The organism is Polaribacter sp. KT25b (assembly GCF_900105145.1).
In the GTDB taxonomy this organism is placed as follows: Bacteria; Bacteroidota; Bacteroidia; order Flavobacteriales; family Flavobacteriaceae; genus Polaribacter.
In genome coordinates, this window is record NZ_LT629752.1 from 488946 (window position 1) to 511750 (window position 22805).

The 22805-nt window shown below is 28.3% G+C and carries 24 protein-coding genes and 1 tRNA gene; 8 read left to right on the forward strand and 17 right to left on the reverse strand.

Annotated elements, in window-relative coordinates; all coding sequences use genetic code 11:
• Position 1 precedes the first annotated feature (1 nt).
• Positions 2-451 carry a GNAT family N-acetyltransferase gene (locus BLT70_RS01980; protein WP_091890844.1) on the forward strand — a complete coding sequence of 150 codons (450 nt, stop codon included), beginning with the start codon at positions 2-4 and terminating at the stop codon, positions 449-451.
• On the opposite strand, the gene BLT70_RS01985 is transcribed toward BLT70_RS01980, so the two are convergent.
• The gene (locus tag BLT70_RS01985; protein WP_091890847.1) at positions 405-659 is read right to left on the reverse strand and encodes a hypothetical protein; all 255 of its coding nucleotides are present in this window, start codon (positions 657-659) and stop codon (positions 405-407) included. The two genes, BLT70_RS01980 and BLT70_RS01985, sit on opposite strands and share 47 nt — an antisense overlap.
• A 43-nt stretch (positions 660-702) precedes the next feature.
• The gene (locus BLT70_RS01990; protein WP_231962788.1) at positions 703-2661 is read right to left on the reverse strand and encodes a putative porin; all 1959 of its coding nucleotides are present in this window, start codon (positions 2659-2661) and stop codon (positions 703-705) included.
• 168 nt (positions 2662-2829) lie between these two features.
• On the opposite strand from BLT70_RS01990, the gene BLT70_RS01995 reads away from it, so the two are divergent.
• The gene (locus BLT70_RS01995; protein ID WP_091890853.1) at positions 2830-3429 is read left to right on the forward strand and encodes a ribonuclease HII; all 600 of its coding nucleotides are present in this window, start codon (positions 2830-2832) and stop codon (positions 3427-3429) included.
• 567 nt (positions 3430-3996) lie between these two features.
• Positions 3997-4611 carry a deoxynucleoside kinase gene (locus tag BLT70_RS02005; protein ID WP_091890865.1) on the forward strand — a complete coding sequence of 205 codons (615 nt, stop codon included), beginning with the start codon at positions 3997-3999 and terminating at the stop codon, positions 4609-4611.
• 121 nt (positions 4612-4732) lie between these two features.
• On the opposite strand, the gene BLT70_RS02010 is transcribed toward BLT70_RS02005, so the two are convergent.
• The 3 genes from BLT70_RS02010 to BLT70_RS02020 are packed head-to-tail and all read right to left on the reverse strand — an operon-like array spanning position 4733 to position 6342.
• Positions 4733-5566 carry a hypothetical protein gene (locus tag BLT70_RS02010; RefSeq protein WP_091890868.1) on the reverse strand — a complete coding sequence of 278 codons (834 nt, stop codon included), beginning with the start codon at positions 5564-5566 and terminating at the stop codon, positions 4733-4735.
• 18 nt (positions 5567-5584) lie between these two features.
• Positions 5585-5767 (reverse strand): hypothetical protein, encoded by a 183-nt coding sequence (locus BLT70_RS02015; protein WP_091890871.1) that lies wholly within the window; start codon positions 5765-5767, stop codon positions 5585-5587.
• A gap of 2 nt (positions 5768-5769) precedes the next feature.
• Positions 5770-6342, reverse strand: a complete 573-nt coding sequence (locus BLT70_RS02020) for an RNA polymerase sigma factor (RefSeq protein WP_091890874.1) — start codon at positions 6340-6342, stop codon at positions 5770-5772.
• A gap of 205 nt (positions 6343-6547) precedes the next feature.
• Between BLT70_RS02020 and BLT70_RS02025 the strand changes: the two genes are divergently transcribed.
• From BLT70_RS02025 to BLT70_RS02035, 3 genes are all read left to right on the forward strand, one after another.
• The gene (locus BLT70_RS02025; protein ID WP_091890876.1) at positions 6548-7411 is read left to right on the forward strand and encodes an RNA polymerase sigma factor RpoD/SigA; all 864 of its coding nucleotides are present in this window, start codon (positions 6548-6550) and stop codon (positions 7409-7411) included.
• A gap of 270 nt (positions 7412-7681) precedes the next feature.
• Positions 7682-8338 (forward strand): ribulose-phosphate 3-epimerase, encoded by a 657-nt coding sequence (rpe, locus tag BLT70_RS02030; protein ID WP_091890879.1) that lies wholly within the window; start codon positions 7682-7684, stop codon positions 8336-8338.
• A 158-nt stretch (positions 8339-8496) separates the two neighbouring features.
• The gene (locus BLT70_RS02035; protein WP_091890881.1) at positions 8497-9858 is read left to right on the forward strand and encodes an exonuclease domain-containing protein; all 1362 of its coding nucleotides are present in this window, start codon (positions 8497-8499) and stop codon (positions 9856-9858) included.
• A 54-nt stretch (positions 9859-9912) separates the two neighbouring features.
• On the opposite strand, the gene BLT70_RS02040 is transcribed toward BLT70_RS02035, so the two are convergent.
• The 4 genes from BLT70_RS02040 to BLT70_RS02055 form a co-directional block, all read right to left on the reverse strand.
• Positions 9913-10329, reverse strand: a complete 417-nt coding sequence (locus BLT70_RS02040; RefSeq protein ID WP_091890883.1) for a CBS domain-containing protein — start codon at positions 10327-10329, stop codon at positions 9913-9915.
• Between the two features lie 139 nt (positions 10330-10468).
• Positions 10469-10542, reverse strand: a tRNA-Arg gene (locus BLT70_RS02045).
• A 16-nt stretch (positions 10543-10558) separates the two neighbouring features.
• Complete coding sequence (locus BLT70_RS02050) at positions 10559-11011, reverse strand: GatB/YqeY domain-containing protein (RefSeq protein WP_091890888.1); 453 nt, start codon at positions 11009-11011, stop codon at positions 10559-10561.
• Between the two features lie 29 nt (positions 11012-11040).
• Positions 11041-11499, reverse strand: coding sequence for a retropepsin-like aspartic protease (locus BLT70_RS02055; protein WP_091890890.1), 459 nt, complete (start codon positions 11497-11499; stop codon positions 11041-11043).
• 152 nt (positions 11500-11651) lie between these two features.
• Between BLT70_RS02055 and BLT70_RS02060 the strand changes: the two genes are divergently transcribed.
• A complete protein-coding gene (locus tag BLT70_RS02060; protein WP_091890892.1) occupies positions 11652-12113 on the forward strand; it encodes a Na(+)-translocating NADH-quinone reductase subunit F in 462 nt (153 codons plus the stop codon).
• A gap of 81 nt (positions 12114-12194) precedes the next feature.
• Here the strand turns inward: BLT70_RS02060 and nqrF are convergent, their stop codons facing one another.
• The 8 genes from nqrF to BLT70_RS02100 form a co-directional block, all read right to left on the reverse strand.
• Positions 12195-13505: an NADH:ubiquinone reductase (Na(+)-transporting) subunit F gene (nqrF, locus tag BLT70_RS02065; protein ID WP_091890893.1), complete on the reverse strand. Its 1311-nt coding sequence runs from the start codon at positions 13503-13505 to the stop codon at positions 12195-12197.
• A 4-nt stretch (positions 13506-13509) separates the two neighbouring features.
• Entirely contained in the window at positions 13510-14235 is a 726-nt protein-coding gene (nqrE, locus tag BLT70_RS02070; RefSeq protein WP_091890894.1) for an NADH:ubiquinone reductase (Na(+)-transporting) subunit E, read from the reverse strand.
• A 79-nt stretch (positions 14236-14314) separates the two neighbouring features.
• Entirely contained in the window at positions 14315-14962 is a 648-nt protein-coding gene (locus BLT70_RS02075) for an NADH:ubiquinone reductase (Na(+)-transporting) subunit D (RefSeq protein WP_091890895.1), read from the reverse strand.
• A gap of 3 nt (positions 14963-14965) precedes the next feature.
• On the reverse strand, positions 14966-15712 hold the full coding sequence (locus BLT70_RS02080) for a Na(+)-translocating NADH-quinone reductase subunit C (RefSeq protein WP_091890897.1): 747 nt from the start codon (positions 15710-15712) through the stop codon (positions 14966-14968).
• A gap of 2 nt (positions 15713-15714) precedes the next feature.
• Positions 15715-16914: an NADH:ubiquinone reductase (Na(+)-transporting) subunit B gene (locus BLT70_RS02085; protein WP_091890899.1), complete on the reverse strand. Its 1200-nt coding sequence runs from the start codon at positions 16912-16914 to the stop codon at positions 15715-15717.
• A gap of 4 nt (positions 16915-16918) precedes the next feature.
• Positions 16919-18268, reverse strand: a complete 1350-nt coding sequence (locus BLT70_RS02090) for a Na(+)-translocating NADH-quinone reductase subunit A (protein WP_091890901.1) — start codon at positions 18266-18268, stop codon at positions 16919-16921.
• Between the two features lie 560 nt (positions 18269-18828).
• Positions 18829-19473, reverse strand: a complete 645-nt coding sequence (locus tag BLT70_RS02095) for a response regulator transcription factor (protein WP_091890903.1) — start codon at positions 19471-19473, stop codon at positions 18829-18831.
• Positions 19470-21371 (reverse strand): sensor histidine kinase, encoded by a 1902-nt coding sequence (locus BLT70_RS02100; protein ID WP_091890906.1) that lies wholly within the window; start codon positions 21369-21371, stop codon positions 19470-19472. The genes BLT70_RS02095 and BLT70_RS02100 overlap by 4 nt, the downstream gene beginning before the upstream one ends.
• A 152-nt stretch (positions 21372-21523) precedes the next feature.
• Between BLT70_RS02100 and BLT70_RS02105 the strand changes: the two genes are divergently transcribed.
• On the forward strand, positions 21524-22738 hold the full coding sequence (locus tag BLT70_RS02105) for a DUF5103 domain-containing protein (protein ID WP_091890909.1): 1215 nt from the start codon (positions 21524-21526) through the stop codon (positions 22736-22738).
• Positions 22739-22805 lie beyond the last annotated feature (67 nt).

The following is a 22805-nucleotide window of genomic DNA, read 5'->3' on the forward strand; positions in this document are numbered from 1 at the left end:
TATGATTGATATTGCTGTTGTTTCTGATGCAATAAAACTTACCGAAATTGCTTTAAAATCTAAATCTTATTGGGGATATTCTGATGAATTACTTAAAAGTTGGACGCATGATTTAACGGTTTCCGAAAAAATGATTCAAGAAATGATAGTTTGTAAATTTATTTCTGATGATAAAATAATTGGTTTCTATATTTTAAATCAGCCAAAACAAAAATCAATTGAATTAGAATTTTTATTTGTTTTACCTAGTTTTATTGGTAAAGGAATAGGAAATCAGTTACTACAACATGCTTTTATAAAATCTAAAAAATTAAATTGTAATCGAGTTACTTTATTAGCAGATCCTCATGCAGTTTCTTTTTATGAGTCTAAAGGATTTATAATAATTGGTAAAAAAGAAAGCGCTATTGTTGGTCGTTTTTTGCCTTTATTGCAAAAAGATTTAGAATAATAGAAATCAAAAGTAAAACCCAAGGCGATCCATGAAGCAAAACGTCAAACCAATCTTGAGCTTGCATTGCATGTTCTCCAGAAAAAGCATTTCCACCTAAAATCCATTGAATTTTACCTAAAATATGTGGCGGATTAAAAGGCGCTAATCCTAAAGTTAAACTTGCAATTAAGAAAAGTTTCCAGTTATGTTTAAGTTGATTTTTCATGTAATATGAGTTTATAAATTTTAGTTTATTGCCAGATTTTAGCTTAAATAAACCAATTCCAAACTAATCCAAAACGTACTGTAAAATCTCTGTAAGGATAGTTTGGTGCAGAAAAATAATTTTTATCAGAAAAACTAGAAGTTATGTTGTCTACTTTTAGATACAAACGCGTTCTACGAACTTGTGCATTAAAGAAAACATCAAAAGTAGGATACCCAATTTCTTCATTGTTTTGTATCGTAAACTCTGCCAATAAAGGATTGTATGCATTTTCATTATACTTTGTAAAATACTTAAAAGTAACTCCCATATTTACCAACATTGGTTTTCCTTTAAACCAATAATCTGTATAATAAAAAGTGTTTCTAGTTACAAACTCCGGAACTCTAAAAACAGAACTTCCACTACTAACATTTTGATACATTAGGGTATTATCAAGAGCTAATTTCCAGAATTTAAATTCCCTGTTAGCTTTTACTTTTAAATAAGTAATCTGATTTTCAAATTGTTGTGGTGTGTTATTTTCATCAAAATAGGTATAATTATCAATATTGGTGAAATTTAAAGTAGCATTTATCCATTTAGAATTAAAAGTAAAACCTAGATCTCTTGTGTTTACATTACTAAAATCGTTTTCCCAATTGTAATCGTCGTAGTTACTTTGATGTAATAAAGTATTAAAATTTGGAGATTTAGAACTAATTAATAAACTTCCTTTTACAGTAAAAAGACTATCATTTTTATATAATGCTTCACCTTTTAAATAATTACCAGATAACCTTCCAGAACCAGGTGTTAAAGAAGCATCTGCATTTAATTGAAATTTTTTAATTTTTGCATTCCAATCTGCACCAACAGAAATGGCACTTCCTTTTAATTTTAATTTATCAATTGTACTATTACTGTTTAAAATTGAGTCATATCCGTAGGAATAACTAGTGTAATTTGCTTTTGCTTTAAACTTACCTAAAACGTATTTTGAGTTAAATTCTAAGTTAATTTCATTATTAGTAATCTTACTTGTTGCATTTTTATCAGTTGCTTCAGTTGCATTTATTTCACCAAAAATATCGGTAGTTTCGGTTCCTTGTGTAAAATTGTAACTCTTGCTTTCATTGGTAAAAATATGACCAATTTTTAAGTTGCTAAAGTCTTTATTGTTGATGGAATCTTTGCTAGAAATTAATTTATAACTATGTTCTAAATAAGTTCGATTGCTGTCAAATTGATTTTCTGCATCATCTAAATTCACATCCAATCTTGCACGCGTGGTATAATCTGGGTCATCAGAAATAAAATTTTCTAATGAAGAAGTTGTTAAACCGCCACTTTCTTCATTAAAAAAATCTTGACTTGTAAAATGTCCTCTAATTTCATATTGATTTTCTTTAGTTGTGTAATGAAAAGTTCCTCTAAAATTACCGTTACTAGCTAAAGATTGCCTGTAAGCGCCCAAAGAACGCAAACCTTTATAAGAAGCAGAAACGTTTAATCTTTTAGAGAAGTTTAAAGTAAAAAGCGCATCTACAACTTGTCCTTGTTGTAAACCAGTTCTGTATAAAATTTCTGTAGTTGGCGTAGGAACTTCATAATATTTTATGTCTTCAATTTCAAAATAACTAAACTGTTTTGCGGTAAAACCAATATCAGGAAACTGTTTTAAATTATTAAAACTATAACCTAAATTATTAAAAGTTTGCCCTTGATTATGAAACTCTAAAAGTTCAAAATTATCTTTTCTTAAATAATTAAATTTGTATTCTTTTTTAATCGATAAAGTTGTGTCGATGTATGTGGTAACTCCTTTATGAGAAAAGATTTTATAATCTGTATATTTGGTTTTTCCAGAAAGTTCAATTTTTGTTCTCCCAGAGATTATAGAATCATTATCGATTCCGTTAAGATTGGTGTATTCATTCTGCAACATTCTTTTTTGAGAAAAAGTATTTGTAGCAGTGAGTAAAATTAAGACTAAAAAGAAAAGGAATTGTTTGTTCATCATATATTATACAAAGGCAAATGTAAAATAATTAAACGAAAATATTTGTTAATAATTATGATGAAATCTGTTAATTTAAAAATGTTGCTTCAAATTTATTTAAGATTCAAAAGAAATCTCATTCTTGTAAAAATGGTAATCTAAAAGAAAAAGTTTTCTTTTCTTTGTAATATGTTACAATCTAATTTTAGTGGTTTTACTTTAGAAGCAGGCACAGACGAAGCTGGCAGAGGTTGTTTATGCGGTCCAGTTGTTGCTGCAGCAGTAATTTTACCTAAAGATTTTACACATCCTTTTTTAAATGATTCTAAGCAATTATCAGAAAAAAGGAGGGAAGAATTACGTCCATTTATCGAAAAAAATGCAATTGCTTTTGGTGTTTCTTTTGTTTGGCAAGACGAAGTTGATAAAATAAATGTGTTACAAGCTTCAATAACAGGAATGCATAGATCGATCGAAGCACTAAATATTACACCAGAATTTATTATTGTTGATGGTAATAAATTTAAAGATTATAAAGAAATTCCGCATAAAACCATTGTAAAAGGCGATGCAAAATATTTAAGTATTGCAGCGGCTTCTGTGTTAGCAAAAACCTATAGAGATGAATATATGGCAAAGATTCATCAAGAATTTCCTATGTTTAATTGGGTTAAAAATAAAGGATATCCAACCAAAGAACACAGAAATGCAATTCGAGAATTTGGGGCAAATATCCATCACAGAAAAACATTTCGATTATTGCCAGAACAAGTAAAATTAGATTTGTAATTTTTTTAGAAGCTATTTCCTGCTTTCACTACTCGCTTTTTTTGCTTCAAAATAGCAAAAAAGAGCTCAAACAGACCGTTCAATCAGGGCTAAGTCTGCTTTCTATCTTTTAGCATAATCTTAGTTTTAACCTGTTTTTTGTGCATTATAATTTAAAATAAAAAATTGTTCATTTGATTACTGATAAAGGTTACCTATCAACATAAATACAACTTAATTTATTAGAAACTTGTAATATAAAATGGAATGCACCTATGAGAAAAAATCAGAAAAACTATAAAAATCAACCTTATATATTTAGAAAAAAAAGAAAGAGAATCGAAACGCTATTTGCTAAATTTTGTGATCAATTTGTGATTAGAAGAAATTATGTTAAATCTCTTAAAAGGCTTAAAAATAGAGTGTTATTTAAAATAACTACGCTCGCTGTAATTCAATAAATCAATAAGTTTATTTTTAACAGAAATATCAACAATATTAAAATTAGCATTATTTAAAATGCACAACAGGTTAACTATATTTTTTACTACCTTTATCGTCACTTTTAATTTTAGAATATTTAACTATATGCACGTTGCAATTGCAGGAAATATTGGTGCTGGTAAAACCACACTAACACAACTTTTAGCCAAACATTATAAATGGAAACCTCATTTTGAATCTGTAGATGAAAACCCTTATTTAGATGATTTTTATGGAGAAATGGAACGCTGGTCTTTTAACTTACAAGTTTACTTTTTAAACAGTCGTTTTCGTCAAATAGTAGAGTTAAGAGAAACTGGAGAAAACATTATTCAAGATAGAACCATTTATGAGGATGCACATATTTTTGCACCCAATTTACATGCAATGGGTTTAATGACCAATAGAGATTATCATAATTATAGCTCTTTGTTCGAGTTAATGGAAAACATAGTTTCTCCGCCAGACTTATTAATATATTTACGTGCAGATATTTCAACTTTAGTTGGGCAAATTCATAAACGTGGTAGAGATTATGAAAACTCTATTAGTATCGATTATTTAAGTAGATTAAACGAACGTTATGAAGCTTGGATTTCTACCTATACAAAAGGTAAATTACTAATTATAGATGTAGATAATTTAGATTTTGTAACAAACCAAGAAGATTTAGGATATATTATTGATAGAATAGATTCACAAATAAATGGTTTATTTTAAAAAATAAACATATAATTATATAAAAAAGTAAAGAGACCGTGAAAACGGTCTCTTTTTTTGTGATAAATCACTCATGATAGATAGTCCCCCAACTTTCTATCAGATCTTAAGTTGAGAATTATTAACTCAGTACTTCAATTTTATTATCTACAATTTCCTTAATAGGAATTATAACTTTCTTATTTTCTGATATTAAAACTACAGATATATTATCTATAGATTCTATTACTCCTTCTAAATTATTTGTTTTAATTTTATTGCCTACTTGAAGATTTTTTCTAGAATAATAACTAAATAATAATCTTTTTATTATATCTCTTGATCCTAAACCAAAAGCTATTGTAAAAGCTAGTAAAATCGATGCAAATATAATAGATAAATTGTTAGTAATCAAGTCTGTTTTTACATCTGCTTGATTAAGTGCTGTAACGCTTACTATTATTGAAATTACATAGAAAAAAATGTTCCCAACAAGGCTTCCTCCAGTTAATTCTAACGAAGAAAACATGGCCGAAATTGCTTTTCTTGCAATATTTGCAATATAAATTCCAATGGCAAATATAAGTAAAGCACTAATTAATTTTGGCAAATAAGCAATTAAATTACTTAATTGTTCAGAAATCATTTTTAAACCAAGTAACTCAGATGCGATTATGATAAAAATTAATATAAGAATCCATTTAATGGCAGTTACTATAATCTTCGTTGGTTGAATTTTTATTGCAGAATTTCCAAAAATTTCATCAACATTTAATTTTTCTGGTAAGCTGTCTATTTTTGTAAAACCTAATACTTTTTTAATACTAAATAAAATAACTTTTATAAGAATCCATCCAAAGATTAAAAAAACAATTCCTTTTAATAATTGAGGTAAAAAATCGACGATATTATTCCATAGATTTTGTAAAAAACTAAAATCAAAATCTGCCTGTTGCATAATTAATAGTGCTTTCATTATATTTAATAAATTTGGTTATTTTTTCTTTTTTGATGTACTTCCTATTAAAATATCACCAATAGTACTTGGGTATTTTACCAAAAACAGATCTGCAATATCCATAGTAAGTTTAATCATATTAATATCATCTAACACCTTCTGCTTTAATACTTCAGGAACTTCTTGATGTTGCAATATCTCTTTAAATGGGTTACTCATATTTACAATTCTTCGTACACACTAACAACTTTTAACTTAGCTCTTTTAAGACGCATTTTAACAGCACTTTCTCCAATTTCTAATGCTTCAGATATTTCTTTAATAGTCATGTCATCTTGATATTTCATTAAAAGAATCATTTTTTCCTTTACATCTATCAAAGCAAATGCTTTAGCTAGGTTTTCAGATTTTAATTCAAATAATTGCGCATCTTCAATGTCTTCTATGTCATCATCATTATCTTTTACTTGATCTGTAACAACTGTAACTCTTTCTTTCTTTTTATGATCATTTCTTTGCACATAATTTACACAGAAATTATATGTAAAAGAATACAACCACGTAGAAAACTTAGAGTTTCCTTTAAAAGTTTTTAGTTTTACAAATAATCTAATAAAAACATCATGTGTTAAATCTTCTGCTTCCTCTTTATTCTTAGAGAAACCATAACACTTATTATAAACTACTTTAGAAAATCGATCATATAAAACAGCAAACAATTGCGAGTTGTTTGTTTCTACTATTTTAAAGACTAAATCTTCATCAGATAATTTTTGTATGCTACTAGTTTTCAATACTTCTTATATTTTGGACACAAAGTATATATTTAAGTCACATAAAATAATTAAAAAAGTTAGACAGCTAAATTTCCTCGTTAATAAGTCTGATTTTTACTTTAAGAAAAAAAGAATTTTTTATTTTTTGTAACATTTATATAAGTTCCTACGTATAAGTAAATGTAGCAATACATTAATCCTTTAAAAAGTTATAGAGAATTAGATGAGACAACTTAAAATTACCAAGCAGGTTACGAATAGAGAAACTGCGTCGTTAGACAAATATTTACAAGAGATTGGAAAAGTAGATTTAATTACTGCTGATGAAGAAGTAGAATTAGCACAGCTTATTAAAGCTGGCGATCAAAGAGCATTAGAAAAATTAACAAAAGCCAATTTAAGATTCGTTGTATCTGTTGCAAAACAATATCAAAATCAAGGATTAACATTACCAGATTTAATAAACGAAGGAAACTTAGGTTTAATTAAAGCAGCAAAACGTTTTGATGAAACTCGTGGATTTAAATTTATATCATACGCCGTTTGGTGGATTCGTCAATCTATCTTACAAGCATTAGCAGAACAATCTAGAATTGTACGTTTACCGTTAAATAAAATTGGTTCTATCAATAAAATTAACAAAATGTACGCTTTCTTAGAGCAAGAAAACGAAAGACCTCCAAGTCCAGAAGAAATTGCTAAGAAATTAGACATGACAGTTAATGACGTAAAAGAATCTATGAAAAATTCTGGCCGTCACGTATCTATGGATGCTCCTTTAATTGAAGGTGAAGATTCTAATTTATATGATGTATTAAACTCTGGAGAATCTCCAAACCCTGATAGAACATTATTACACGAATCTTTAAGAATCGAAATTAACAGAGCCTTAGAAACATTAACTCCTCGTGAAGCAGATGTTGTAAAATTATACTTCGGTTTAGGTGAACACCAACCAATGACTTTAGAAGAAATTGGTGAAACTTTCGATTTAACTCGCGAGCGTGTTCGTCAAATTAAAGAAAAAGCAATTAGAAGATTAAAACATACTTCTAGATCTAAAATTTTAATGACATACTTAGGCTAGAGGTCGCAAACCTCTTTTGGTATTTCACTTATGCTTTTAAAAAGTGTAAAACATATATAAAACTCTCAAATTCATTTTGGGAGTTTTTTTATTTGAAGCTATTTCCCGCTTTTCACTATATCTTTTTTGTAAAAACAAAAAAGGATGCCGTTTCAATCGGGGCTAAACTTGTTTATTAACTAATTGCTTTAAATAAAATTTTATCTTTCTTTATCACAATTACGAATTAATTACCTTTGCAAAATAAATTTACAACACAACAACAAACTAATGAGTAATTTAATTGCACCTTCAATTTTAGCAGCAGACTTTGCAAACCTACAAAGAGATATAGAAATGGTAAACAATAGTGAAGCAGATTTGTTTCATATTGATATTATGGATGGCGTTTTTGTGCCAAACATTTCTTTCGGAATGCCAGTTTTAAAAGCAATTACAAAACACGCTACAAAACCAATTGATGTACATTTAATGATTGTAAATCCAGATCAATATATTGAAATTTTTGCAGCATTAGGCGCAAATATTTTAACAGTGCATTATGAAGCTTGTACACATTTACACAGAACAATTCAAGCAGTTAAAGCAGCTGGAATGAAAGCTGGTGTTGCTTTAAACCCTCATACGCCAATTGCAGTTTTAGAAGATATTATTGAAGATTTAGATATGGTTTGTATTATGAGTGTAAATCCTGGTTTTGGTGGACAATCATTTATAGAAAACACGTATAAAAAAGTAAGTCAGTTAAAACATTTAATTGAATTTACAGAATCTAATTGCCAAATAGAAATTGACGGCGGAGTTACGAATCTAAATGCAAACAAATTAATTGAAGCTGGAGCAAATGTATTGGTTGCTGGTAGTTATGTTTTTGGATCAGAAAATTCAACAGAAACTATTGCAGATTTAAAAAATATTATATCATAATTGTTATACTCAAAACATATAGGTTTTGGGAATTTTAGAGGCAGTAATTTTTTTCTTTTTCAAGGCAAAATTTCAAAGCATAGCTCTAGCTATGGTTTAAAATTTTAACACAAAAAAATAGAAAAAGAACAAGTATAAAAACCAAAAATCTATTTGTTTTGAGTAAATACACAGTTGTAGACATAGAAACCACAGGAAATGGATATAAAGGTTCTAAAATAACCGAAATATCCATTTTTGTTTTTGATGGTAAAAATATTGTTGATGAATTTACATCATTGGTAAATCCTGAGCAAAATATTCCTGCTTTTATAACCAATCTTACAGGCATTACAAATGCAATGGTAAGAAATGCACCTAAGTTTTATGAAATTGCAAAAAAGGTAGCCGAAATTACGAAAGACACAATTTTTGTTGCTCATAATGTAAATTTCGATTATAATATTATTCACGAAGAATTTAAAAACTTAGGATTCGACTTTAAGCGAAAAAAACTCTGTACGGTTCGTTTATCAAGAAAGATAATTCCTGGTTTAAGTTCTTATAGTTTAGGAAACATTTGTACATCAGAAAATATTCCTATTAATGGAAGACATAGAGCAAAAGGAGATGCAGAAGCAACTACAGAATTGTTTAGAAGATTAATAGAAAGAGATGATAATTTTACTATTAATTCTTTTTTAAATCCTAAGTCTAGACAAGCAACATTACCGCCTCTGTTAGACAAAAAAATAGTTGATAATTTACCTGAAAAACACGGTGTTTATTATTTTAAAAATATTGATAAAGAAATTATTTATGTTGGTAAAGCTAATAATATAAAACAACGAGTTATCAGCCATTTTTATGACAAAAAGAAAAAAGAGCAAACTATGTGTTTAGAAATTGCTGATATTTCTTTCACAAAAACAGGTAGCGAATTGTTGGCGTTATTACATGAATCATCAGAAATAAAACATATATATCCAAAATTTAACAGAGCACAAAGAAGAGCATCCGAAGCTATAGGATTATTTTCTTATGAAGATCAAAGAGGTGTTATACATTTGGCATGGAATCGATTAAAATTAATTCCTAACCCAATAATGAAATTTTATTCTGTTGCAGAAGCCAGAACTTACACAGAAACGCTTTGTAAGGAGTTTGAATTATGCCCAAAATATTGCCATTTACAAACCAACGTTGCTAGCTGTTTTCATTATCAAATTAAAGAATGTAAAGGTGTTTGCAGCGATAAAGAAGCTGTAGAAGATTATAATATTAGAGTAAGAAGAGCAATAAAATCTGTAGGAATTGGAGCAGAAAATTTAGTAATTAAAGAAAAAGGTAGAACTAAAAACGAAATTGGTTTTGCTTTAATTTTAAATGGAATTTATCAGGGTTTTGGTTATGTAGATATTTATCAATCTAGAGAATTAGAGAATCCAGAAGATTATCAATTTTTTGTAGAGCCTAAAAAAGATAATAGAGATATTCAGAGAATTATTACAGCTTATTTAAAGAAAAAAGAGGCCTTATAAAAAACCTCTTTTTAACTAATAACTAACTAAATAACTAAATAACTATTTTTAAAACTATAATTGCTTTACTAAGTAATTGATTAAATCGGTAGTAGTAACAATACCCACTAATTCATTATCTTCAACCACTGGTAATGCATGAAATTCTTTTTGAGATAATAACTCTGCTACGTCTTTAACGGTAGAATAAGGAGGAACTGTATAAAGATTTTTAGTCATAACTTGTTGAATTGTAAATATGTCATAAACAAAATTCTCAACATCCTTTTCATCATCAGAAACATCTGCGTAACTAATTCTAAGTAAATCTGTATAACTTAACATCCCCACAATTTCTTTGTTTTTAACTATAGGAATATGTTTTATTTTATGTTCTTTAAATATTTTTTCTGCCTCTTCTAAAGTATCATCAATACTTAATGTTACGACACTTGTTGTCATAATTTCAGAAATGGGGATTATTTTTTTCATCAGTATGTATTTTAATTCTGATACAAATTTCTATAAATTATTGATTTTAAAAGATGATTAATATCATTTTTCAAGATTTTTATGTTTTTTATAACATAAAAAAACCTCAAAACAAATTTGTCTTGAGGTTACTTTAATGTGACCGTGAAGGGATTCGAACCCCCAACCCTCAGAGCCGAAATCTGATATTCTATCCAGTTGAACTACACAGCCAAATTTATATTAAAATTTAACTCATTAAAACCTTTTTTACTAAAGTAGAAATAGTTTTACCATCTGCTTTACCAGCTAATTCTGCAGAAACAACTCCCATAACTTTACCCATATCTTTCATTCCAGAGGCACCTAATTTTTGTATTGTAGCAATAACTACTTCTTCAATTTTTTCTGCTGATAATGCTTCTGGTAAAAATTGTTCTAAAACAGCTAACTCAGCTAACTCAGGATCTGCTAAATCTTGTCTACCTTGTTTTATAAAAATAGCTGCACTATCTTTTCTTTGTTTTACTTGCTTCTGTATTATCTTAATTTCTTGTTCTTCTGTCAATTCTGTTTGAACACCAGTTTCTGTTTTTGCTAATAAAAAGGCAGACTTAACAGCTCTTAAAGCTTGTAAAGCAACAGTATCTTTTGCTTTCATAGCTTCTTTCATCTTATCCATTACTTGTTTTTGCAAATTCATTTTTTAAATATTTTATGATTTTAATAAATTTATTTCTTTTTCTTTTTAACTTTTTTTAGAAATAGAATATTGTTTGTATAATCTATAAATGCTTTTCCTTTTTGTAAAATATCGGCTCCAATAATTCCATGAATTTCATTAGCATTATGCTGTGTTAATGCCAAATTTACATGCGATAAGTTAAACAAAACTAAATGACAATTTTTTGTAGTCCAATCTCCAATTTTAAGATTATTATTTTCTGATAGCTGAGTTTCCATATCTGTTGCACCTGCTCCAGCAGCTTTGGTTTCACTTACTTGCGCATCTAGCTTAAAATATTCAATCATATCTATACCAACACACGAGTTAGAAGCACCTGTATCTAAAATAAATTGGCCTTTAACACCATTTATTTTAGCTCTCAATTCTAAATGATTTGTAGCAATTTTCTTTAATTTAATTTTAACGTACTTTTTCTTTTTTAAAATTTTTTGAATACTTTTCATAGTAGAAATTAAGTACTCAAAAATACAATTTAATCATTTGATAAAAAACCTAGCAGAGCATTATTTAATATAATTATAAATATTACAGATAAAACAGATTTGTAATAAGTGCAAATAATTAGTATTTTTAAAACATAAATAATTGATAAATGATGAAAACGACAAGAAGATTAGAAGCTGCATTAATAAAATTATACAATGCTTATCATAATAACAGATTAAAACCAGAAGATTGTACTGCATGCGCAGTAGGTAATATTTTAGATAATCATGATAGTTGGAAGCATTTATCTGATAAACATGGTTCTTTACAATTGAGTTATGTTGGTCAAGTTCATCAAAATTTAGGGAGAAAATTTAATGGTTATTCTCCACAAGAAATTTTACAAATAGAAAAAGTGTTTTTAGATTCCTGCGGATTTAAAACTCCTTTATGTCATTATAATCCTAAACCAAAAAATCATTCTTCTAATGAAGTATTATTTAATGGTTTATGCAAAGTTATAGAGCTGCTATGTGCTTTTGATGACATTCCCTATATTCTAGATTATTCAAAATTATTTGAACAAGAAAACGGAGAACCTGTATATCATTTAGAAACTTTTTTAGCCTAAAAAAAACCGACACATATTAGTATCGGTTTTCTCTATCTTTAGTTATAAAAGTTCTGAATTAGTATCAGAATTTAACTTAGATTATCCTCCAAAATCATCAAAACGGATGTTTTCATCTGATAAACCAAAGTCTTCTCCCATTTTTTGAACAGCATTGTTCATTAATGGTGGACCACAGAAATACAATTCTAAATCTTCTGGTGATTCATGGTGATTTAAGTAGTTTTCAATTACACAATTATGAATAAACCCTACAAAACCATCTCCAGCTTCATCATTAATATCTTTCTTCACTATCCAATTATCTGCCTCTAAAGGATCTGATAATGCAATAAAGAATTTAAAATTTGGAAAATCTTTTTCTAATGCTCTAAAGTGTTCTATATAAAATAATTCTGCTTTAGAACGCCCTCCATACCAATATGATACTTTTCTACCAGTTTTTAAAGTTCTGAATAAATGATATAAGTGAGAACGCATTGGTGCCATACCAGCTCCACCACCTACATATAACATTTCTGCTTCAGATTCATTTATAAAGAATTCTCCATAAGGCCCAGAAATAACACATTTATCGCCTTTCTTTAAGTTAAAAATATATGAAGATGCTACTCCAGGGTTCACATCCATCCAGCCACCTTTTGCTCTATCAAAAGGAGGTGTTGCAATACGCACATTTAACATAATTTCTCTTCCTTCTGCTGGGTAAGAAGCCATTGAATATGCTCTTTCTACAGTTTCAGTATTTTTCATAACTAAAGGTCTAAGTTTAAACTTATCCCATTCAGCTTCAAATTTATCTGGAGTTTCGTGCTCTTCTGGATGTGCCGTAATATCCATATCAGAATATTTAACTTCACACGGAGGAATTTCAATTTGAATATATCCACCTGCTTTGTATCCCATATCTTCAGGAATCTCAACTACAAATTCTTTAATAAAAGAAGCTACATTATAATTTCTTACAACTACTGCATCCCATTTCTTAATTCCGAAAACTTCTTCTGGAATAGTTATATTCATGTCTTGTTTTACTTTAACCTGACACGCTAAACGAATTCCTTCTTTTAATTCTTTTTTTGTAAAGTGTGGTACTTCAGTTGGCAATGCTTCTCCACCACCTTCTAAGACATGACACTCACATTGTATACAAGAACCACCACCACCACAAGCAGATGGTAAAAATATTTTCTCGTTTCCTAATGTTGTTAAAAGTGAACTACCAGAACCTACTTCAATTTTCTTTTCTCCATTAATGGTAATTGTTACTGGACCAGAAGGAGATAATTTTTGTTTTACAAACAATAATAAAGCTACTAATACCAGTGTTAATATTAAAAAAGCTGTTACTGTTGCAATAATGGTCCCTGTTGTACCTGCTGCTAATATCATGCTACTATTGATTTATATTTGTGTTTTCAGCTACAATTTCTTTAGCTTCTTTTTTAATTTCCTTTTTCTCAATTTTAGCTTCTACTTTTGGTTTTGCTGCTTCCTCTTCATCACCACCAGTTAACATTCCCCCAAAACTCATAAAACCAATAGCCATTAATCCTGTAATGATAAACGTAATTCCTAAACCTCTTAAAGCAGGGGGAACACTTGAATATCTAATTTTTTCACGAATTGCAGCGATTGCTAAAATTGCTAAAAACCATCCAATTCCAGAACCAACACCATAAGTAAGTGCTAAGCCTAAAGTAGGAATTTCTCTTGATTGCATAAATAAACTTCCTCCTAAAATTGCACAGTTTACAGCAATTAATGGTAAGAAAATACCTAATGAATTGTATAAAGAAGGTGAGAATTTTTCTACGATAATCTCTACCAATTGTACCATAGTTGCAATTGTTGCAATAAACATGATAAATGATAAAAAGCTTAAATCATATTCTGCATACTCTGGACCTAACCAAACTAATGCGCCTTCTTTTAAAATATATTGATCTAACAACCAGTTTAAGGGTACAGTTACTGCTAATACAAAAATTACAGCAGCTCCTAAACCAACAGCAGTAGATACTTTTTTAGATACAGCAAGGTAAGAGCACATTCCTAAAAAGGTTGCGAAAACCATGTTATCTATAAATATCGATTTGAAAAATAATTCTATATGTTCCATATTTTTTTCAATTATCAGTTATCAGTAATCAGTTTTCAATGTTATGTTCATTGATAAGTGAACACTGATAATTGGTTTTTTAATTCTCTTCTATTAATGATGTATTCTTAGTACGTTGTATCCAAATAATAATTCCTACAACGATTAAAGCCATTGGCGATAATAACATAAATCCATTATTTTCATACCCTATTGCATATAATCCCGTTTTTTCTATTGGATCTCCTAAAACTTTAAATCCTAATAAAGTACCAGAACCTAATAATTCTCTAAAGAAACCAACAATAATAAGAATTAAACCATAACCAGCTGCATTACCTATTCCGTCTAAGAAAGATCTCCATGGTTTATTAGCTAAAGCAAAAGCTTCGAAACGTCCCATAATAATACAGTTTGTAATAATTAACCCAACAAAAACAGAAAGTGTTTTACTTAGTTCATATTGAAAAGCTTTTAAAACTAAATCAACAATAATAACCAAAGTTGCAACAACAATAAGTTGCACAATAATTCTAATTTTTGATGGTATAACATTACGTAATAATGAAATTACTACGTTACCAATTGCTAAAACTGCCATTACTGATATTGCCATTACAATAGAAGCTTTTAATTCTGCAGTAATTGCTAATGCAGAACAAATACCTAATACTTGAATTGTAATTGGGTTATTATCCAATAATGGATCTGTAATTAATGCTGCGTCTTTTTTTGATAAAAGTCCCATAAATTATTTTTTTAATGATTTAAAATAAGGTACATATAATTTTAAATCAGATTTTATCATGGCAGTAACACCATCACCAGTTATTGTTGCACCAGCAATTGCATCTACTTCATAATCTGTTTTTTCTTCGTTCTTTGGATCATTGTTACCTTTCTTAACAGTAATTCCTTTAAATTCTCCAGAATCTGTCATTAAGTGTTCCCCAATAAAATCATCCATAAAAAAACGTTGTTTAATGTTTGCACCTAAACCTGGTGTTTCTCCTTTATGGTCAAAATATGCTCCCTGAACAACCATATTTTCATCCATAGCTACATAACCCCAAATTGCATCCCAAAGACCTTTTCCTCTAATTGGAGTTACATAAAATGTTTTTCCATCTTTTTCTCCAATAAATAAAGGTAATCTTCTTTCATTTCCTGCTTTTGCAGAAGCTTGTTCTTTTTTAACATCAATTAAATAAGCTTTATTATCTTCAGTAACTTTATCACCTTGAATAATTATTTGCTTTTTAATATATTTTAAAAACTCGGTTCCGGCAACATCTGTAGAAACAAAGTTTGCACTTGTACCTTCGTTTTCATTAACACCCATTGCATAAAGGATGTTTTGCTGCTTCTCTATTCTTTTATTTTCGTCGATATTAGGTTTTAAAGACGAAGCCAAAAATGCCAATAACGACCCAACAATTAACACCATTACTACGGCGAAAATGATTGTATATGAATTACTATCTGTTCTCTTACTCATAATTAGGCAGTTTTAACTTTAGTACGTTTTAATCTTCTTTTTACATTTCCTTGAATCACATAATGATCTATCGTTGGTGCAAACACATTTAACAATAAAATTGCTAAAAATACACCTTCTGGATATGCAGGATTAAATACACGAATCATAATAGATATAAAACCAATTAAGAAACCGTAAATCCATTTTCCTTTATTTGTTTGTGATGCTGTTACAGGATCTGTAGCCATATAAACTGCTCCAAATGCTAAACCACCAATCATTAAATGTTCCCACCAAACTGTATTCATTAATCCGTAAAATTTACTAGATTCTGTAATAATATCTGCTGCTACAATTTGATTAAAAATAAAGCCCATTACTGCTGCTCCCAAAAAAGTTGAAACAATAATTCTCCAACTTCCAATTTTTGTAAAAATTAAAAAAGCTGCTCCTAAAAGAATTAGGAATGTTGAAGTTTCTCCAACAGAACCTGGAATAAATCCAAAGAATTTATCCCAATTAGAGTAAATTACCTCGCTGTTTTGAGCATAACTTCCTAAAATGGTTTCACCAGAAATTGCATCTGCTGTTCCTGCTCTTTCTACTGCTTGATATACCCAAACTTTATCTCCAGACATCCATGTAGGATATGCAAAAAACAAGAATGCTCTAATAGTTAATGCAGGATTTAAGATATTCATCCCAGTTCCTCCAAAAACTTCTTTACCAATTACAACTCCAAATACAACTGCAACTGCTAGCATCCAAAGAGGCGTATCAATAGGTACAATTAAAGGAACTAACATTCCTGTTACTAGGTATCCTTCTTCTACTTCATGACCTTTAATGATAGCGAAAATAAATTCAACTCCAAGACCAACACCGTAAGAAACAATTACTAATGGTAATACTTTTATAATTCCAATCCAAAGGTTATCTAACGTAAAAAAGTTAGCTAACACATCTGCTCTTAAAGAGCTATCTATAGCTGCATAGTGTTGATAACCTGCATTAAACATTCCAAAAATCAAACAAGGAATTAAAGCCAAAATTACCGTATTCATGGTACGCTTTAAATCGTCTGCTGCTTTTATATGTGTTCCTCCGTGAGTAACATCATTTGGTAAATATAAAAAGGTATGGATTGCATTAAATGCAGGTGCCATTTTAGTTCCTTTATATTTCTCTTTTAAATTATGTAAGTTTTGTTTTAAGCCCATAATCTTATCCTAATTCTTCTCTCATTAAATCTAAACCTTCTCTAATTATTTTCTGATGAGGTTGTTTAGACACACAAATAAATTCTGTTAGTGCAAAATCTTCTGGAGCTATTTCATAACCACCTAAAGCTTCCATTTCATCTAGATCTTTATACATAAATGATTTTAGAAGTTGCATTGGATAAATATCTAAAGGAAAAACCTCTTCGTAAGAACCTGTTACAACAAATGCTCTATGTTCTCCATTTGTGTTCGTATTTAAATTATATCTCTTGCTTGGTGATAACCAGGAAAAAGTTAACGCTCTAGAAGTAGAAACCTTATTAAATACTGGTTTTGTCCAACCAAAAAATTCATAATCGTCTCCTTCTGGAATTGCAGTGATTTGGTTATCATAATACCCTAAGAAGCCATCTTCTTTTACTTGAGTTCCTGATAAAACATTACCACTTATAATTCTTGTGTTGTTGTTATCTATGTTATTTGCAACTATATCTGCAATATTTGCTCCTGCAATTGCAGTTACATATTGTGGCTTATTAAATTTAGATCCTGTTAATGCTACTGTTCTTGTCGCATTAAATTTACCTGTTAAAAGTAATTCACCAATAATTACTAAATCTTGCGGAGATACAACCCAAACAACTTCACCTTTATTAATAGGATCAATTTTTGCTATTTGAGTACTAACATTTCCTGAAGGATGTGGGCCAGAAACTTTATGAAGTTCTATACCATTTAATTTTGCAAATGAAGAGTTAGAATTAGCACCAACAGAAACATGAACTTTACCATCGGTAAGTTTAGAAACTGCGGTAATTGCTGCTTGTAATTCTGCTTGTTTATCTGCTAAAGTATAATCTAAATCTGCTGCTAAAGGCGCACTTGCATATGCAGATACAAAAATAGCCTTTGGAGCTTGATTTGGATTTGCAATAACATCATAAGGACGTTGCTTTATAAATGGCCAACAACCTGAAGTAAATAAATAATTCTTAACTTCTTCTGCAGACATTTTTGCCGCATCTTTAGTTTCAAATTGTTTATATTCTTGAGTTGTATCAGCAGCAATTTTCATCGCTAATACTTTTCTTCTTGCTCCACGAATTATCTCTACAACTTTACCAGAAACCGGACTAGGAAATAAAATACGTTCATCACTTTTTGAATAAAAAAGTGTTTCACCAGCTTTTACAACTGCTCCTTCTTTGGCAATAAGTTTAGGTGTAATTCCATGAAAATCTACTGGTTTAATTGCGTAAACAGCGCTTACAGAAGTGTTTGCGGTGTTTTTCTCTGCAATACCAACAAGCTTAATATCTAAGCCTTTTTTAATACGAATGTCTTTTGACATAGTAAATTTGGAATATTTAGTTATCTAAAAAAATCATGCAAATTTAATGTTTTTAACCATTATTGATGATGTATTTTGAATTATATATTTAATAATAAATCTTATTTATATTTATTCTAAATAAATATTTTTAATGAAAACGATTTCGTTATTTAAGTTAAAAAACCTCATATCTTAAAAAAGACATGAGGCCTGAACAAAAAAATAAGTAATTTTCTATTTATACAACCTTAATTAAGAAAAAGTTTGGTTAGTTATTTAGTTGTAAGTATAAAAACGCTAACAAAATACATTAATCTATACGAGAGCTTTACTTTTTTTTTATCTAACCACTATTATTTAACAAAAAATAAATTCTCTGTAAGTAAATAAACTAGAGAAAATACTGTCAAATACCCCTATTTTATTCCGTTAAATTATAATAGTTTTTTTTATATCTAAGAATGTGTACTTTTTCTTCCCATAGCAATATTATAAGATTAATACTTGGTAAAAATAACTTATAAATGTTACTTTAAAAATAAGTACATGCTACATAAAGTAAGTACCCGTACTTATTTTTAAAAATTTTCTAATAAATCTTTGTTGCTTTTTACCCACAAAGAAAGTGAGTCTGATGTAGAGGCTATGTCTAACTTTGTTATAATATTAGATCTATGTTTATCTACAGTTCTTATAGAAATTGATAAAATTTCTGCAATTTCTTTTGAAGTATTTTCCCCTGCAATTAATCGAATAATTGTTCTTTCTGATGGAGATAAATATTTTATTTTTTCTATTTCTGGAGATATTTCGTTGTTAAAAACATCATCAAAAGTTTTACTTGCATAAAATTTACCATTTAAAACCTCTTGAATACATGTATGAACTTCAGAAATTGGCTCATCTTTTAGCAAATATCCAGATATATTCATGTTTTTTGCTTTTAACACAAACCCTTTTTCTTTATAGTACGTTAAGATAATAAACTTGGTTTTTAATGATTCTGATTTACATTTTTTTATCACTTCGAAACCAGTTAAAAAAGACATATTTATATCTAATATTGCAATTTTAGGTTTTTTAGAAATAATAATTTCTAAAGCTTGGGCACCATTTGTTGCACCCTCTAAAACATTATAACCTAAGTTTAATAATTCATCCCTTAATCCTTTTAAAAGAATAGGATGATCATCAGCAGCCAAAATACTTATATTATGATTCATTTTTTTATTGGTATTGAGAAAATAAAACTTGTTCCTGAACCTAATTTACTATCAATAGAAAGATTGCCATCCATTATTCTAATTCTTTCAGAAATTGTTTTTAAACCTAAACTGTATTTCTTTTTTCCATCATTTATATCAAAACCTTTTCCATTATCAGAAATTAATGTAAGTATAGTATTTGCTTCTCTTTTAATTGAGATTGTAACAGATTTTGCTTTTGCGTGTTTTACAATATTTGTTAAACACTCCTGAATTAATCTATAAAAATTTAGACTAATACTTTCTGTAAAACAAGAATTTATAGCATCAATATCCATAGAAAAAAATAAATTAGTTTGTTCATCAAAATCATTAATTAATTGCTCTATACTTTCTGATAAACCCAACTCTTTTAATAACGCTGGATACAATCCTCTTGAAATACTTCTTACTTCGTCTAAAGCATTATTAGTTAAAATTGTAATTTCATCTTGTTGTAAATTTTGAGATTTTTGTTTAATTAGAGTTAATTGTTGCCCAACACTATCGTGTAATTCTCTTGCTATTCTTGTTCTTTCATCTTCTTGAGATTGCAATAATTCGTGAGAGAACTTCTCTTGACGTGCTTTTTCTTTTTTTGCATTATTTCTAGAATAGGAGAGTATTGTAATTAATAATACAGATAAAAGCCCAATTCCGCCAAAAAATAACCATTGATTTTTATTTTGATTTTTTGATGCTAATAATGCAATATTACTTTGCTGCGCTTCTATTTTTAGGTTCTTTTTTTCAGTTTCATATTTAATTTTCAAGTCATTAATTTTTGTAATTTTTTTAATAGAAAACAAACTGTCATCAATTTGATGATATTTTTTTAAATAATTATAAGCGTTTTTAAAATTTCTAGTTCTATATTCAATTTTGGATAACAAATAACTTGCATATCTTTCTTGGTGGATATTTAGTTCTTTTGAATATTCAACAGCTTTTAACGCATATTCTTTAGCCTTAACTAGGTTATTTATTTCTAAGTAAGTTTCTGAAATATCGTTACAAGAATGTGCTGCACTAGAAAACCTTTTTAATTCAATTTTTAACTGCAACGCCTTAAAAAGATACTCTAAAGATTCATCATATTTTTTTAAACGTCTAAAAGATGAACCAATATTTCCTAAAAAAATAGATTCATTTCTTTTAAAACCATCTTTTCTTGCTCTTTCTAAACCTTCTTTAAAAAGTTCAATTGCCTTAATTACAAGAGCTTCATTGTTGTTTCTACTTCCTTCTTTTTGATAACTTGCACCTAAATTTGTTAAACTTCCAATTATACCTTCTTCATTATTTAGTTTTTTATAGATAACTAATGCTTTGTTAAAATTTATTCTGGCAGTTTTTAAATCTGGAGTTAACAAATAAACCTCACCGATGTTTTGTAAATTACCAGCAACTTGTAATTCATTTTTATTTTGTTCTGCAATTTTTAAGGAAATAAAATAACTTTCTAAAGATTTATCATACTCAGAAATTTTAAAATATAATCGTCCCAGTTTAAAGTTACAATTATAAATTTCTTTTTCAATATTTAAATCAGTAAAAATATGTAGAGATTCTTTTAAATTTAATGTTGCTAATTGGTAGTTTTTTTGCTGATTATAACAATCGCTCAAATATTGATAACCAAAACCCATTAAATTTTTATTTTTTAATTTTTTAGACGCTTCTAATCCGGTAGATATTTTAACTCTAGCCTCTTTAAATTTTTCTTGTAACAATAATTCTAAACCTATTTTATAATTATACTTTATAAAATCAACATTTGTGGTGCTAATAGGTTCGGTTACTTTTTGAGCATAAAAAAAAGGTATTAAAAAAATACAGAAAAAAAATATTAGCAGCTTTTTTATTTCAATTCTCAAAAGAATGATATTTGGTTTTATTTAAGTTTGATAAATATACAAATTAAGAATTATCTTTTGTAACTTACTTTAAAAGAGATGTTAAGGAACGGTTTTTGCACAGGTTTTAGAAGTTTAAAATTTATTACTTTTACAAAGCACAAAATATAGTTATGAATCAAAAAATAATCCTTTTTTTTATATTTTTTTCTACAAGTTTCTTTGCTCAAAACATAAAATCTATACAATTAAGACCTTTACAAGAAGATAACTATTCTGCAATTATGCCTTTAGGAACCATTTTTGAATTGTCTTTTGATGATTTAGATGCAGACAGTAAAGATTATAATTACAAAATAGAACACATGACGCATGATTGGCAAAAGAGCAGATTACTATCTAGTCAATATATAGATGGTTTTGATGAAAACGCAATTATTGATGTTACTAATTCTTTTAATACATTTCAAAATTACACACATTATGCAGTGCAAATTCCGAATAAAAATTCTGTAATTACTAAAAGTGGAAATTATTTAATATCTGTTATCGATGATTATGATGAAGTTGTTTTTTCAAGAAAATTAGTTTTGTATGAAAACGCTACATCTGTTGGTGTTCAGGTTTCTAGAAGTAGAAATACAAAAAACATTAATACACAACAAACTGTAGAATTCACCATAAATCATCCTAATTTACGCATCAATAATCCATCACAAGAAATAAATGTTGTGATTCTAAAAAATGAAAACTGGAATGAAAAAATAACCAATTTACAACCAACATTTTTTAAACAAAACCAACTACAATACACGTATACCAATAAAACTAATTTTTGGGGAGGAAACGAATATTTGAATTTTGATAGTAAATTCATCAGAAATAAAAGTTTAAATGTTGTAAAAATAGAAATGAAAGATATTTTTCATCATTATTTATACCCTTACACCTATAATGAAAATATAAAATATAAATACAATCCTGATATTAATGGGCAATTTGTAATTAGAACTTTAAATGCATCCATAGCAAATACAGAAGCAGATTACGCAATGATGCATTTTACTTTATTTGCTGATGAACCTTTTGCAGAAAAAGGAGTATACGTTTATGGCGCCTTTAATAATTTTGAGATTACCGAAGAAAATAGACTCTTTTATAATTTTGAAAATGAAAGTTATCAAGGACAAATACTTCTAAAACAAGGTTTTTATAATTACACATTTGCTACAGTTGATGAAAACAAAAATGTAGATACAAATGAAATAAATGGTTCGTTTTTTCAAACTGAAAACGAATATAATGTTATTGTATACTACAAGGCTTTTGGCGGTTTATATGACAGAGTTGTTGGCATTGGCACTGGTTATTTTAATCAAAATAAATAAACTACACATTAGCATTTTAATATGTAATTTTTTTTAGACAACAAAAATAATAGACTAGAGTACAAAT

Coding starts and splice junctions, on each gene's coding strand:
- nqrE (WP_091890894.1), bottom strand. CDS start 14,235: ATGGAACATATAGAATTATTTTTCAAATCGATATTTATAGATAACATG.
- BLT70_RS01990 (WP_231962788.1), bottom strand. CDS start 2,661: ATGATGAACAAACAATTCCTTTTCTTTTTAGTCTTAATTTTACTCACT.
- BLT70_RS01995 (WP_091890853.1), top strand. CDS start 2,830: ATGTTACAATCTAATTTTAGTGGTTTTACTTTAGAAGCAGGCACAGAC.
- BLT70_RS02050 (WP_091890888.1), bottom strand. CDS start 11,011: ATGAATTTGCAAAAACAAGTAATGGATAAGATGAAAGAAGCTATGAAA.
- BLT70_RS02085 (WP_091890899.1), bottom strand. CDS start 16,914: ATGGGCTTAAAACAAAACTTACATAATTTAAAAGAGAAATATAAAGGA.
- BLT70_RS02090 (WP_091890901.1), bottom strand. CDS start 18,268: ATGTCAAAAGACATTCGTATTAAAAAAGGCTTAGATATTAAGCTTGTT.
- BLT70_RS02025 (WP_091890876.1), top strand. CDS start 6,548: ATGAGACAACTTAAAATTACCAAGCAGGTTACGAATAGAGAAACTGCG.
- BLT70_RS02005 (WP_091890865.1), top strand. CDS start 3,997: ATGCACGTTGCAATTGCAGGAAATATTGGTGCTGGTAAAACCACACTA.
- BLT70_RS02010 (WP_091890868.1), bottom strand. CDS start 5,566: ATGAAAGCACTATTAATTATGCAACAGGCAGATTTTGATTTTAGTTTT.
- BLT70_RS02060 (WP_091890892.1), top strand. CDS start 11,652: ATGAAAACGACAAGAAGATTAGAAGCTGCATTAATAAAATTATACAAT.
- BLT70_RS02040 (WP_091890883.1), bottom strand. CDS start 10,329: ATGAAAAAAATAATCCCCATTTCTGAAATTATGACAACAAGTGTCGTA.
- BLT70_RS02015 (WP_091890871.1), bottom strand. CDS start 5,767: ATGAGTAACCCATTTAAAGAGATATTGCAACATCAAGAAGTTCCTGAA.
- BLT70_RS02080 (WP_091890897.1), bottom strand. CDS start 15,712: ATGAGTAAGAGAACAGATAGTAATTCATATACAATCATTTTCGCCGTA.
- BLT70_RS01985 (WP_091890847.1), bottom strand. CDS start 659: ATGAAAAATCAACTTAAACATAACTGGAAACTTTTCTTAATTGCAAGT.
- nqrF (WP_091890893.1), bottom strand. CDS start 13,505: ATGATATTAGCAGCAGGTACAACAGGGACCATTATTGCAACAGTAACA.
- BLT70_RS02075 (WP_091890895.1), bottom strand. CDS start 14,962: ATGGGACTTTTATCAAAAAAAGACGCAGCATTAATTACAGATCCATTA.
- BLT70_RS02055 (WP_091890890.1), bottom strand. CDS start 11,499: ATGAAAAGTATTCAAAAAATTTTAAAAAAGAAAAAGTACGTTAAAATT.
- rpe (WP_091890879.1), top strand. CDS start 7,682: ATGAGTAATTTAATTGCACCTTCAATTTTAGCAGCAGACTTTGCAAAC.
- BLT70_RS01980 (WP_091890844.1), top strand. CDS start 2: ATGATTGATATTGCTGTTGTTTCTGATGCAATAAAACTTACCGAAATT.
- BLT70_RS02105 (WP_091890909.1), top strand. CDS start 21,524: ATGAATCAAAAAATAATCCTTTTTTTTATATTTTTTTCTACAAGTTTC.
- BLT70_RS02095 (WP_091890903.1), bottom strand. CDS start 19,473: ATGAATCATAATATAAGTATTTTGGCTGCTGATGATCATCCTATTCTT.